Origin of the sequence: Synechococcus sp. CBW1107, from assembly GCF_015841355.1 — a bacterium.
GTDB lineage: Bacteria > Cyanobacteriota > Cyanobacteriia > PCC-6307 > Cyanobiaceae > Regnicoccus_A.
In genome coordinates this window covers 3,017,064-3,030,357 of sequence record NZ_CP064908.1, presented here as the reverse complement: position 1 = coordinate 3,030,357, position 13,294 = coordinate 3,017,064, and the positions used below count along the sequence as shown (strand labels likewise).

Here is a 13,294-nt window from a genome sequence, read left to right as displayed (position 1 = left end):
TGAGGTTCAGGGGCCGCACGGCCGGGGTGTTGTTGTCATCGATGGCTGTCTTCGGTCGGGGTTGGGGCGTCCGGCCCCTGATCGCGGCTGTTGCCGATCGCGCCCTTGGAGGGGCGCCATCGGACAGCCACGGGGGCCTAGATTGTTGAGGGTCAAGCAGCCACAGGTTTCTGCGGTCGCGGATGGTTGATGCTCACAACCTGTGGCTGTAACCAGTTGCGGGGTGGCCGGCTCCAGCGCTGAGGATGCCTCTGCCGAGCTTCCTCATAGGTCTGTTGGCGGATGGCGCAGATCGCGTCAGCCTGGCCGTAATGGCGCTGATTGGGCGTCACGTACTTGATGCCGCTGTGCCGGTGCTCAGCGTTGTACCACTCGACAAAGCCATCCACCCAGGCTTTCACCGAAAGCAGATCCCGGAATCGCCTGAGCGGATAACTCTGGTGGTATTTCATCGTGCGGAACCACGACTCGGCATAGGCGTTGTCATTGCTGACGCGTGGCCTCGAGAACGAAAGCGACACCCCCAGCTCCGCCATCTTGGCCGCCAGAGTGAATGAGCGCATGGGGGCGCCATTGTCCGAGTGCAGGACCGCAGCAGTCTCCTTGCTGATCCCTTCATCGCGGCAGACACGATCAAAGAATGCGCTGGCCAACTCGCTACATTCATGCTCATGCACCTCTGCGCCGAGGATGCGCCGGCTCCATACATCCATCACCATGTAGAGGTAATAGAACTGCCCCTTCACGGGGCCGGGGAGGAGGGTGATATCCCAGGCCAGTACTTGATGGATGCCCGTTGCTTCCAACACCGGAACCTCCCTGGGCTCACGCGGCAGGCGGGTTCTGCCACGGTGGTTCAGCAGACCCTCTTGCCGCATGATGCGGTAAATCGTGGACTCTGAACCCACATAGATTCGCTCCTCGGCAAGGATGGCCACGATCTGGGCGGGAGTGAGGTCCGCGAATCGCGGATCGTTGACGATGTGAATTAAGCGCTGCCGCTCTTCTGGTGTGAATCGGTGCGCCACATTCCGTGGAGAGCCTTTGCGGCGATCCTGGCTGAATCCATGTGTCTGGAACGCAATGCCCCAGCGCCGTAACGTGCGTGAGCAGATACCGATCAGATCTGCAATCGCCGTGGCAGAAGCCCCTTCTTTGAGACCTTCTCGGAACAATTCCATCAGCTGACTTCTATCCTCTGGCGGGATCATTGTTCCTCGTCCCGTGGCCACAGCTGATCGAGCTTTTTTGAGAGCATCAGCAGTGTTGCCGCCTCCGAGAGAGCCTTCTCCTTCTTCTCCAATTCGCGTTGTAAGCGGCGATTCTGGCGAATCAGCTCCTGATTCTTACGCTGAAGTTCTCGCTGATCAGCCATGCTCGGAGCGCTGGGGCCATTGGCATCCTCGGCGGCCTGCCGCCAGCGGGCAAGCTGTTTGGGGTAGAGGCCCCGCTCACGGCAGAAGGCCCCGAGATCAGGGCCACTCAGGCCGGCCGCCTGGATCACAGCGGCCAGCTTGTCGAGAGCGCTCCACTGCTCTGGCGGCTTGGTGGTGGCTGGCACGAGCTGACCCTGCTTCTGCCACTGGCTGCGCCAGTTGTAGAGGGTCTGGGTCGTGATCCCGGTAGAGCGGGCGATCTCGGCCACGCTCTCCCGGTTTGGCGGGCTCATGCGCTGGCGGACTTGGTCCCGCACAGCGGTGTCATAGGTCGGTTTCATGGTCGTCGGTTTGGCCCCCTGGTGGATGGGTCAGACCGAGCGGACAACTTTCCTGACGCAGGGGGACCACGGTGAACTTGTCGGCAGCGCTCCAGCCTTCTGGTTCCCTCTCGGATGCCGGCACCACTTCCCCCTGCAACCGCCAGGCCTTCCTCCATTTGTAGAGAGTGATCACGTGGATGCCCATCTCTTCTGAAATCCGGGCCACGCTCTGCCTCTGGGGCGGGCTCATCCGCCTTCTCACATCAGCCTTGACGGCCTCGCTGTAACGACGCATTGGTCATGTCCTCAAGCCCCCGGATGTACGAATGAAAGGGGGGACATCTTTCCTGAACCCGGGGGTGCCGGCGCAACAAATTAGAATTCAACAAGATGCACGAGACGAAGTAAAGTATTAAACTGAATGTTAAAGACTTAACGTCGATAGTACTTACAAGCATCTAGCCTCATGTAATGCACTAGGCAAAAAGAATGGACCGCGTATATCACTCGACATCCCAAAATAGCCTGCATTTTTTACCGGCAAGGCTTGGAATTCAGAGGCTGTCCGCTTAGCAAAGAATCGCTTAGCATCACAAAACTTTAAATTAGACACACATCAACACATAACAGGGGGCATAGCTATAGATGTAACGCAATCTACACGTAGCGGCATGCAGGTCTAAGCATAATTTACAGTATGAACGATTCGTAAATAAAAATGGAATTTGCTTGTGAAACAATTATGAAATTTGAACGTCATCTAAGAAATAAATAACTGAACGATCAACCCGAGACGAATAAAAAAGCGTTTGGGAATAATCTAGATGATGCACAAGCATCGGCACAAGATCATGGTCACGATGCACGACTTTGTCAACTAATACAAATGTAGAGCCAAATTCAGATGAACAATACATAGAAGTTGTTGTATAATCTAGGCTGAATACACAAAGCCTGTTAGACTGAGAAAATTTGGAAGACAAGTCACAATGCTGTGAAGAAGCTAAGACCAAGCCTAATGATGGGTGAACTATGACTGATGCAGAAGGTGCAAATGACAATGAATTATCAATGGAGAAGAGAGAACGTCCAAGAACAAGAGTAGGCTTAGCCGAGCCCTTACAGGCAAATAGTCTAGATTCAACCCCACAACTCAAAGTTCTGATAGAAGAATCATTGGCAACAAGTGCAACCGTATGATCACTGAACTCAATAGCATCAACAGGTGACAGGTACGGATAGTGAGATTGAAAAACAGAGATAGCATTGACTATTGCCGAACTGCAATTATAACAGGATGATAATGGCGATGCAAGATTCCTTATAGATAGTACATCACGATAACTATGAAACGGAACACAAACTGAGGACAAGAAAGACTCGTTGAAGGCATTATCATTAAGCAAAGGAGAACTATTCAAAGTAGACGCACCTAGCAAGTTAGCACGAGGTTTACAGAGTTTAAGTAATTGATTCCAATGACTAGAATTGCAATTAATCTTAGCGCTAGTCACTTTGATACCCACAGAAGGGTCAAAATGTAAAACATACAAGAAAGGTTGAGTACTTTCAGGCTCGTCAGTTATAAAGAATAGCTCACCATTGAGCGATGAACCAAGATAAACAAAGTAGTACGGAAGCACAAAGCGTGCATCAGAAAAAGATGATGTACAATAGACAAGAGTGCGAGAAGAAGTCGTAGTAAGAAGAACCCACAGTCCGGCAGAATTGATTGACTGATGGACAGCCAATATTTGCTGAGTCTCGCTGGCCCCTCCAGGGAGGGGAATAGAAAGCAAATTCATTCGTTCAAGCGTAGCCAAGTTGTGCTTCGATATCTAAGACTAGTTCAAGTATTGACTGATTCCAATCTTGTAAACGCGAAATAGCTTCCTCGCTACTAGACCTCTCCACGTAGTAGCGAGTAAAGTTTGAGCGATCATTTGAATTTAGGTAAGTCCTGACTTGTTCGAATGAATATTCCTTCCTGCGCATCGGTCTAAATTCAGGATTAGTAATAAACTTTGGATCATTACCACATGGAGCCATACGGGGTCCAAAGAAGGCATACGGAGAATTCTCTGGATGGAGCATTTCATCGATGCTTCGCTTGTCAGTCGACACTCCTAACCACTCGCAGATTTGAGGAAGTACTGAATGTGGCTCAGTTAGGATAGACTCACCCTTGACTGTAAGAAAATTGGACGGAGGTATAATCGAACGAAACTTCAATATGCTCTTATGAGTAGCATACCACATTAAAGCATAGTTATCTTTAACAAGTGGATGTCGGAGACTCTTACGCTCACCTTGATTTGAATCACGATGTTCAAAAAACTCCTTAAGTGACTTAGAAGAGCCTACGACACTCCGAGTAAGATGGATGAATTTGGCTTTGGGATAAAATTTGAAAAGTCTTATCATTCGATCAATTGATCGAGTATTTCCAGGCGATTTCTCAATACATAGCTTGGGTTCATGAGCCGCACACAAATAATCAAACAATTCCTTAGTAGATAGAGATCTATGATTGGCAAGCCACATCCATGCACGACTGCAGGAAGCACTATTCTGAACCTGTTCATGAATCTGTGCAATTGCTCGTAGCAGTCCACTAGGAGCAAAACGAGATTGAGTAATATTAGATTTACTTGAAAGAACATGCTCTATATCATCGCGCCATAACAGATGCAACTCCGGAAAGCAATAAAGCTGGGGATGCTGTCCAATTATAGACGAAACAACTGAAGAAAAGGAACGAGGGGGACTCAATAAGAAGATAGGCTCACTCATGAGATTGAATATTAAAAAGGTTTCTCTTAAGAACGTTGTAACGATGCTGCATTCGGTCCTTCAGATTCTGAAGATCATTAATGAGTTCAGTAGAAAGAATCAAATCAGATGACTCATCATTATGAAAAGAAGGATCAATTGGGTCAAATAAGAATTTAAATAACGCTACATGAGCATTTTCAGACTCCATCTCACTGAAGGGCTCCGCTACAAGCTCAGAACTTGATGGCTGAGGATCAAGCTGATGTTCAGCATCTTCGTCATCCGAAACATCAACGTAAGATTGATCGGCATCTTTTCGGGAAACTGAAACAATCTGAGTCAGTGTATTGTATTCTATACTGTTTTCTCGACCAGCAACAGTGCTGTCAAGATTAGCTCGCTCCATCAATACCTCAAGACAAGAGTCGAAGGAATTAGCGGTCTGGTACTGCGTAGTTTCACTTTTATGAGCTTCATGAGATGAGTCGTCAACTGTTTTAGTTGTTAGAAAATTAAAAAGCGAGGAATTCTTCATTGTTAAGTCGGATTAATTTAACGAACTTAAGAGGGTGCTTGTTAGGGACTCGCTAGATAGCGACTTGTGCTTGGTGATAACGTTAGATAAATATAACTTGTTGAAGTCATCAAGCTTTTCTGAATCGAACGTCAAGCAATCATGTGACTTTAAGGGAGGCAAGGGCCTTGTGTCAATGACAACTTGACTGGATATGACATCTTCTAACTTAGATGACTCCGTGAGCACACTAATATTGCTTAATCCAAGGAGGGTTGAATGGTATAGACACATTCTCGAATGTCGATCTTCAGCATGGATAAACATCTTAACATGACTTCTGGAAGTTCTTGCCCTGATCCCAGTCCAGGAAGAAGGAACATGCTGGTATGAATCAGCTGGTCCTGAAATGAGCAGCACGCCGTTGAGACTGTGATCTATAGCCATAACTGCGGCGTGCCCTGCTCCTTGACTATGACCAACAACTAGTGTGTGAGAAAGGATCTCATGATCAGAAATTGAATTACCATGACGTTTCCTAACTTGTTCTAGAAAAGATCCCATGACTGAGTCCTCATAGGCAATCGAAAGTCTCGAATCCGATATTGATTGGCTACCATAAATTAACTCTCGACGGACCTGGAGCATACAATCTGAACTATAAAACTCAGAATTTAGTTTGGCGACAGTAGTAGAGACCGGATAATCAACAGTGTAAAAGTCACTATTATGTGCCAAACATTGACTCAACCAGACATAATCGGAACTTCGGCGAAAACTGCCGGGCAGAAAAAGAGTAAACATAGAAACTGTTGATCAAAGATTAAGAATAAACCAGGATTGGTGGGGGCTCACCATTCGTGCTGACAATCAAACAAGTGGAACGGCGAGCTTCGCACAGACTTTTGGGAATGGAAATCGAGCAGTGGAAACGCCGAGGTGATGACTGGTGCTCAGAGAGCATGGCATGGCTGTGTGTGCCATAGTGCTGCATCAATCGACTTCGGAGATGTACCGGGATGAGCACGCTAGGATCATCCAGTGATCAAGGCAGAGTCCAGCCACATTGATCATCCTGAATGACGCTTCTCTTAGGAATGTTGAAAATTGTTCAGATGAGGTTTCACTTATCAATTTATTGCGTCTGCTATTTGAAGTAATGCTGCACCCAAATTCGACAAGATAGGCCCAGACAATAATTGTTGCATCCATATAGTTAGAGACAAATCACAATAGCGTTTAGCTAGGCTGACTTGAGTGGCTTTAAGTCATGCAGTTCAGCCGCCTTGACATACTATTCATTATAGTCAAGTAATCTATTCATGATCGACTTGACGTATTTATACTTATGCAGCTAGGATAACCTCCATTCGCAATGACTAGCGCTCAAAGTAATGATCACAGCAACCTAGTAATATACTGGGTAAGCGAGAGAGCTAAGGATTTGCTCCAGCCGAACAAGCGAGAAATACCAAAGTCAATCAATGGTGATTTTCAAACGGAAGTTTTAGTCTTTATTCTCTAAAGTAGAACCACCCCTTCATTCAGGGAGACAAGCATCGTCAAAGATTGATAATATAATGTAGCAATAAAAGGATGATGAGACAGTCACGTTAATTTAGCTAGGAACGAACTGCTGGAAAGCAGTTTTCTCAGATTTTACTGGAAAAGTAATCCATGCAAATGAGAACCAATGAAAATTTCCTAATGATAACGCAAAAAGCTCAGATTCTCAGGCGCTATTTATGTCACCAATCCTCGACAAACATCTAGAGTTGACTACCACTGGTTGACGGTGCTAGGATTTTTTGGCTTAGAGATGCTCGACAATGGCTGTGGTGCTTCCAGGTCACTTGAAATCAACCTTCAAGCAGGTGCGGTCCCTGATCGTTAAAGAGAAAAATTTTCCTGAGGCAAGAAGGATCTTGGCTGGAGTTCCTGATGGGGAACTCTATGCTCCATATCACGTAGCCATGGCTGCAATTGCTCGATCAGAAAGTGATGCTGCAGTTGCAATGGCTCACCTTGAAAAAGCACTTTCATTAACACCTGAAGACATTAGGTTGCTTTCTCGTATTGGTAAGCTGAGGCTTCAAGAAGGTAATAAACTTTTAGCACAAGAGTACGCAAACAGGGCTCTTCTACAGAAGCCGACCAAGAAGTCGGATGTAACTGCACTAGCATCATTCTTGCAACAGCTCGGAGATGCTGATAACGCAGCTAAAATTCTACGTGAAGCAGTTCTTCAAAATCCTAACGACACAAAGCTACGCAGGATGCTTGCTATTGCTCAACTTCAGCTAGGACAGCTGGATGAATGCGAACGCAATCTTAATAACTGCTTGAGACTTGATCCGAAAAATCATTATTCACAAATTCTCCTTGGTGAAATTCTAATCGCACAGGGTAATAAAGTGCGTGGTTTGGCAGTTCTTCGTTCAGCAGACAATGATGAATGTCCTTCAAAACTCAAAGAGCGCCTATCGATTGATGCGGCTGAATGCTATATAGATCTTGGTGAATACAGTGCTGCCAAGGATGAACTTACCCGAGTGCAAAGCAGCAACAGTCCTCGCTTTAACTATTGCTGGGGTAAGATTCAATATCAAGATAAAGATTATGAATTTGCATTGTCCAGCTTGATGGCTGCATCAAAGTCCATTGGACCGGATGGAGACTCGACCAATGCTCCAATTGTAGATCCTTCAAGCCTTACTAAAGAGGATCAGCAGAGTCGCTGTGAGCAGCTGATTCACGATTTGGCAGGAAAACTGGAAAAGTTGAAAACTACTGGATATGGATCATCTCAAAGCGGAGTGAATCAAAGTACTATGTTTGATGATAATGATGATGAATTCTAAAGTATTTTGTACTCCCTAACCTTTCGTTTATTCCCATGATAGTTGGTGATAGTTGTTATTACTCTATAAATCCATCAGTACGAACTTCTCCCCTAGTAGAAGGGCAATATCGTTTATATTTTGGTGACCGAACCACTTCGTTTAAGTTGTCCGCATCTGAATGGGATGCCATTCTTAATGCTGATTCAAGTGGTGGTTCGGTCGACTTTCTTTTTTCTAATTGCAAGAACTTTTTTGATACATCTCGCGCAGATATTAAGCGAGATGAATATATTTCTTGGTTATGTGAAAAGGGAATATTGCTTCCAGTTGATCCTCATCATTTTGCGATAAACTCAAATCCAGACTCATTGTCTTCGAATGGATCTACAAGTTCCTTATATCCACCGAATGGATCAAGAACAGAACGCAATAAGGTAACAACATCAAAGGAAGATCGTAAAATTTTACTTTTAAGTTTTAATTGGATTACCTCCCGTGGACTTTTAAGACCTCCGAGAGCCTTAATCAGCCTGCAAGCCTGGCTTTTCCCTTTGACAGTAATACTGTTTATAGGTACTATATACAGTTTTTACTTTGGGGTAAAGCCACTAGCAGTCTTATTGTCACAAAGGTCTGATCCTCTGACAGGTTTGTCGCGCCTCTTGATCATGTTAATTGTGATTAACCTGATCAGTGTCATGATATCTATTCTTCTGTCATATTCTCTAAATATAGATGATCAAAAGTTATATCTTAGACTAAAATGGGGCTTTTTGCCTAGGTTAGCCAAAGAACAAAATAGCAAGGAAATCAAGCAACGAGCAACAAAGCTTGAAGAATTGATATTAGTTGCCCAACCACTGCTAGTACGTCTATATCTTGTTGTCTTTTCAATCCTGTATTTATATATTTATACCCCAATACCTGACAGCTCACCTTATTCTCGCCTCAATATTCTAGTTGCAATCATACAAGGCGCATTAGCTAGTATGATTATTTTGCTGATTCCAGTACGGAATACTCCAGGCAGAAGATTGCTTGAGTTCTTTGGGGTCATGCCTAAGAACTATCTCAAAATTTCAGTAAAGCGTACTTTTACAACATTATCTCATCTTTTTAAGGGAAAATTTAGTCAAATAACCTTGTCAAAGTCTGATATCAATAGCTTGCTTTTCCTAATTGCTTTATTAATAGCATTTACCATCAAAATGCTTATACTTTACAATATTCTTATACCAAACATATCCGCCGAGGTTCCTCAGTTTGCCGGTCATTGGACTGCATTAATAGTCCGGATTGCACTAACTGTTTTACTTATCCGCTTTTTATACCTAACTTTTTTTACCAAACTTATAGCAAGCCGTTCTTCACATAAAACTGACGAGTTGTCTATACTTGCCAAACCAAAATCCTACACTTTGGGTACACCTGATCAATCATTGCGGTAGCGCCCCTCCGAGTGGTGTAACTCAGGAGGTCCTGTGACCCTCTCCGGAGGGTGAACAGGAGCAGTCAGGGGATGACTGCTTGGAAGCTGATTGCGCAGCTCCATTGATCCATTATGAACCCTGATCGCTGAATTGGCAACTCAGCGATCGATGTGTTCTGTGTAGATCGAGGTAGAAGCTGGTGCGCTTCAGCTGATGGTTGCAGCCGGCTGGGCGTTCGGATCTGCATCGGTGAGCTCCAAGGGCTCTTCTGGCTCTGGGATCTTGGCCATGGTGGCCTCAGAGAAGAAGCGGCGACGCTCCAGCTGCCATTCCTCCTGCTGCTCCAGCAGCTGGCTGCCCACCAGGCGCACGATCGCTGGATCATTGGGGAAGATGCCGACCACGTTGGTGCGGCGTTTGATCTCCTTGTTGAGGCGCTCGAGCGGGTTGGTGCTCCAGACCTTGCGCCAGTGCTCCTGGGGGAAGTGCAGGAAGGCCAGCACGTCGTCCCGGGCGGCTTCCATCACGGGCACGGCGCCGGGGAACTGCTTGCGCAGCATCTCGGTGACCCGCTGCCAGTGGGCGCGCACCTGATCTGGAGCCTGGATCACGAACACCGCTTTCATGGCAGCGGCCACCATGTCCTGGCCGGCCTTGGGCACATGGCTCAGCAGGTTGCGCAGGAAGTGCACCCGGCACCTCTGCCAGCTACTGCCCTGGAACATCCGCTTGATCGCTGCCGTCAGGCCCAGGTGGGCATCCGAGATCACCAGGCGGGTGCCGTCGAGGCCACGCTCCTTGAGTGAGCCCAGGAACTGACGCCAGAAGCCCTCCGCCTCGCTGTCGCCCACGGCAATGCCGAGAACTTCGCGGTAGCCGAGGGCATTGATGCCGATCGCCACCACCACCGCCCGCGACACCACCTGCATATTTCGGCCCAGGCGGCCGTGGAGGTAGGTGGCGTCGAGGTAGACGTAGGTGTCAAGCGACATCCGCTTTTGGTCCTCCGGCGACACGAAAACTGGTCCACCTGATGGCTTGCTGATGGGGGCCTTACGGCTGCCCTTGGATCGGTGTTTCATCGGTGGGTGTCGTGTCGTTGTTGTTGGCTGCGGCATCTGTGCCGCTTGATCCGGGTTCCCCTTAGGCCTTCTCACCGGGCGGTGGTGGCCGTAGGCCAGCGCTGTCCGGTGAGGAGGAACCGCCCGCCTGCGGGCGGATCAGGCCGCTGCGCCGCTTCTCCCTGAGCCGGTAGCTGTCGCCCCGGATCGTCAGCACGTGGCTGTGGTGCAGCAGCCGGTCGAGGATCGCTGTGGCGACCACCTGATCGCCAAACACCTCGCCCCATTCCATGACGGGGCGGTTGGAGGTGATCAGCACGCTGCCGCGCTGGTAGCAGCGGGAGATCAGCTGGAAGAACAGGTACGCAGCGTTCGGCTCCAGCGGCAGGTAGCCCAGCTCATCGATGATCAGCAGCCGGGTTTTGGCGTACTGCGTCAGCCGGCCCTCCAGGGCGTGCTGCGCCTGGGCCTTGGCCAGGGCGCTGATCAGCTCCATGGCACCGACGTACTGGACGCTGTGACCGAGACGCACCGCCTCCCGGCCCAGCGCCACCGCCAGGTGGGTCTTGCCCACACCCGGCGGCCCGAGCAGCAGCAGGGTGTCGCCGTTGGCCACCCAGCGGCAGGTGGCCAACTCACGGATCTGGGCCGGGTCGATCGACGGCTGGGCCTCGAAATCGAACGCTTCCAGCGTGCGCACATAGGGGAAGCGCGCCAGCCGCAGCGCCATCTCCATCCGCAGCTGGTCTTTGCGTGCCACCTCGGCCGCGCACAGCCAGGCCAGGGCCTCGCGCAGGTTCATCTCCCGCCTTGCCGCTTCCTCCAGCAGCGCATCGAGGCGGTCGCGGATTGCTGGGAGCCGTAGGCGGGTGAGCATTGCCTCCAGCTCCTCGGTCGGTACCGGTGGTATCGCCGCTGTGGATCGGTTGCGTGGGTTGGTGGGACTCATGCCGCCACCTCCCCGATCAGCTCGGCATAAACCGCCAGAGGCCGGGCCAGTTCAGAGCTGCGGACCGGGCGCTGCTCCTGATCACGTCTTGCGTTGCCATCCCGCAGCGATCGCTCCGCCTCGCGCTGCTGCCGTTGCGGCAGCAGGCCCTCCCAATGGCCGTCGATCACCTGGCGGCTGCGGCTACCGGGCCGCTGGCGCCTGTGCTCAGCGACGATCCGGCCGCCGTGGCGGATCAGTACCTGTTGATCGCGCACCAGCACGCTCACCCGCTGACGGATCAGCGCCTGCGGCGCCGAGTACCAGTTCGCCTCCACCTCCACGCAGCAGTCGCTGTGCACGATCCGCACCAGCTCCCGCTCCGCCAGGAACGACGGCTTGGCCTCCAGCGGCTGCAACGCCTGGGCTTCTGCCCGCACAAACCGGTCCAGCGGCGCCTCGCCGGTGGTGCCGTGCACCCGCAGGTCGGCCACCTCGCGGGTCCAGCGCACCAGATGGGCCTCAAACTCCGCCCAGCTGCTGAACTCCCGCCCAGCGATGGCGTTCCTCTTGACGTACGCCACCCCACGCTCGTCCTTGCCTTTGGTTCTGGCCCGGTACGGCCGACAGGCACGGGGCTTGAACCCCCAGTAACGGGCGAACTCCTCCAGCCGCTCGGCAAAAACCAGGATGTTGCGCTCGGGATCGTGCTGGCTCACCAGCGCACGGGCGTTATCCACCAGCACCTCCTGCGGTACCCCGCCCCAGTGGCGGAAACCCTCCTCCAGGGCCTGGAGCCAGTGGTCCTGCTTCTCGCTGCGGAATGCCCGCACCAGCAGCCGGCGCGAGTACCCCAGGGTGAGCACCGCCAGGTGCACCCGCACCCGCTCGCCGCCAATGCTCACCAGGCACTGGCCAAAGTCTGCCTGCAGTTGCCGGCCCGGCGGGGTCTCAAACCGCACCGTCGCCAGGGCCGCGTTGCGCAGCTCCCGCCGCCACGGCTCCACGGCACGCTCCACTGTCCGCAGGCTCACCTCGATTCCCTTCTCACTGGCCAGCTCCTGCCGCACCACATCGGCATTGCCGCGGTGGGCCATAAACCGCTGCCGCAGCCACTCCCGTTGGCCATCGAGAACCGTGTTGCGGCAGGGCTTCCCGTAGGGCTGCCAGCCACCCTGCCGCAGGTACTTGCGCACCGTCTCCGGTGAACAGCCCAGTTCTTTAGCAATCCGCCTCCGGCCCCAACCTGCTGCCGATAGCCGTCGCATCGCCTCCACGTCCTGAGGGGTCTGCACAGCTGTCTCCAGAACCATCGGCTCCAGAGATGGCGCCCCTGCGCTGCCCTTGTCGTCCTGCCTGGCTCGCTCCACGGGGTGGACCAGTTTTCGTGTCGCCTCCGGACCAGTTTTCGCTGTCGCCTGACAGTAGGGAAAGCGGGCATGGTCAAGCGGCCGGCCCAGAAAGGCTTTCACCTGCTCATCGAGCCCCTGGCAGATGCGGCTCACCTCCGATTTGGAGATGCCGCTGGCCCCGCCCAGCGCCTCCACCAGGGCGTCGACCTTGCGGGTGGAGATCCCGCCGGTGTAGGCCTCCATCACCACGGCGTAGAGCGCCTTGTCCACCCGGCGGCGTGGCTCCAGCCAGCTGGGAAAGAAGCTGCCCTGCCGCAACCTGGGAATGGCCAGGCTGAGGTCGCCCACCTGGGTGGTGAGCAGCCGCTCCCGGTAGCCGTTGCGATGGGTGGAGCGCTGATCGGGGCAGCGCTCATGGAGTTGAGCGCCCGTGAGGGCAGAAACCTCGGCTTCCAGCAGGTCCTGGAAACCCCGGCGCACGATCTCTGGGATCAGGGCGCCAGCGGTGGTGCCCTCCATGAGCTGGCTCAGCTCGGAGGCGCCACTATGGGTGAGGGTCATGGTCTGTGTTCGGTTTGGTGGTAGTTCTCCGAACAGGGTCACAGACCGGCCCACCCATTGCCACAGCTGAAATCTGAGGGAGGTGAGCCGTCAGCCCCGGCTACGCCGGGGCTGATCCTCCTGAGTTACAC

The 13,294-nt window shown here is 51.6% G+C and carries 11 protein-coding genes and 1 pseudogene; 2 read left to right on the top strand and 10 right to left on the bottom strand.

Going from position 1 to position 13,294, the window contains the following annotated elements:
- Positions 1 to 152: 152 nt before the first annotated feature.
- The 6 genes from I1E95_RS15785 to I1E95_RS15765 all read right to left on the bottom strand — a co-directional run bounded on the left by I1E95_RS15785 (position 153) and on the right by I1E95_RS15765 (position 4,880).
- On the bottom strand, positions 153 to 1,211 hold the full coding sequence (locus I1E95_RS15785) for an IS3 family transposase (RefSeq protein WP_231594669.1): 1,059 nt from the start codon (positions 1,209 to 1,211) through the stop codon (positions 153 to 155).
- Complete coding sequence (locus I1E95_RS17025) at positions 1,208 to 1,717, bottom strand: transposase (protein WP_231594670.1); 510 nt, start codon at positions 1,715 to 1,717, stop codon at positions 1,208 to 1,210. Before I1E95_RS17025 ends, I1E95_RS15785 begins: the two co-directional genes overlap by 4 nt.
- Positions 1,701 to 1,949, bottom strand: coding sequence for a helix-turn-helix domain-containing protein (locus I1E95_RS15780; protein ID WP_231594697.1), 249 nt, complete (start codon positions 1,947 to 1,949; stop codon positions 1,701 to 1,703). Before I1E95_RS15780 ends, I1E95_RS17025 begins: the two co-directional genes overlap by 17 nt.
- A gap of 490 nt (positions 1,950 to 2,439) precedes the next feature.
- Positions 2,440 to 3,504, bottom strand: coding sequence for a hypothetical protein (locus tag I1E95_RS15775; RefSeq protein WP_231594698.1), 1,065 nt, complete (start codon positions 3,502 to 3,504; stop codon positions 2,440 to 2,442).
- A gap of 4 nt (positions 3,505 to 3,508) precedes the next feature.
- Positions 3,509 to 4,492, bottom strand: coding sequence for a sulfotransferase (locus tag I1E95_RS15770; RefSeq protein ID WP_197163863.1), 984 nt, complete (start codon positions 4,490 to 4,492; stop codon positions 3,509 to 3,511).
- Positions 4,485 to 4,880, bottom strand: coding sequence for a hypothetical protein (locus I1E95_RS15765; protein WP_231594699.1), 396 nt, complete (start codon positions 4,878 to 4,880; stop codon positions 4,485 to 4,487). The genes I1E95_RS15770 and I1E95_RS15765 overlap by 8 nt, the downstream gene beginning before the upstream one ends.
- 1,937 nt (positions 4,881 to 6,817) lie before the next feature.
- On the opposite strand from I1E95_RS15765, the gene I1E95_RS15760 reads away from it, so the two are divergent.
- Together I1E95_RS15760 and I1E95_RS15755 are read left to right on the top strand one after the other, a co-directional pair.
- Positions 6,818 to 7,849 (top strand): lipopolysaccharide assembly protein LapB, encoded by a 1,032-nt coding sequence (locus I1E95_RS15760; protein ID WP_197163867.1) that lies wholly within the window; start codon positions 6,818 to 6,820, stop codon positions 7,847 to 7,849.
- A gap of 35 nt (positions 7,850 to 7,884) precedes the next feature.
- A complete protein-coding gene (locus I1E95_RS15755; protein WP_197163877.1) occupies positions 7,885 to 9,279 on the top strand; it encodes a hypothetical protein in 1,395 nt (464 codons plus the stop codon).
- Positions 9,280 to 9,467: 188 nt separating this feature from the next.
- Here the strand turns inward: I1E95_RS15755 and I1E95_RS15750 are convergent, their stop codons facing one another.
- The 4 genes and pseudogenes from I1E95_RS15750 to I1E95_RS17020 form a co-directional block, all read right to left on the bottom strand.
- Positions 9,468 to 10,253, bottom strand: coding sequence for an IS256 family transposase (locus tag I1E95_RS15750; RefSeq protein ID WP_197163875.1), 786 nt, complete (start codon positions 10,251 to 10,253; stop codon positions 9,468 to 9,470).
- A gap of 151 nt (positions 10,254 to 10,404) precedes the next feature.
- A complete protein-coding gene (gene istB, locus I1E95_RS15745) occupies positions 10,405 to 11,271 on the bottom strand; it encodes an IS21-like element helper ATPase IstB (protein WP_197163513.1) in 867 nt (288 codons plus the stop codon).
- Complete coding sequence (gene istA / locus I1E95_RS15740; RefSeq protein WP_197163515.1) at positions 11,268 to 12,620, bottom strand: IS21 family transposase; 1,353 nt, start codon at positions 12,618 to 12,620, stop codon at positions 11,268 to 11,270. Before istA ends, istB begins: the two co-directional genes overlap by 4 nt.
- 54 nt (positions 12,621 to 12,674) lie before the next feature.
- Positions 12,675 to 13,088, bottom strand: a pseudogene (locus I1E95_RS17020) (transposase); the annotation flags it as partial.
- Between the last annotated feature and the right edge of the window lie 206 nt (positions 13,089 to 13,294).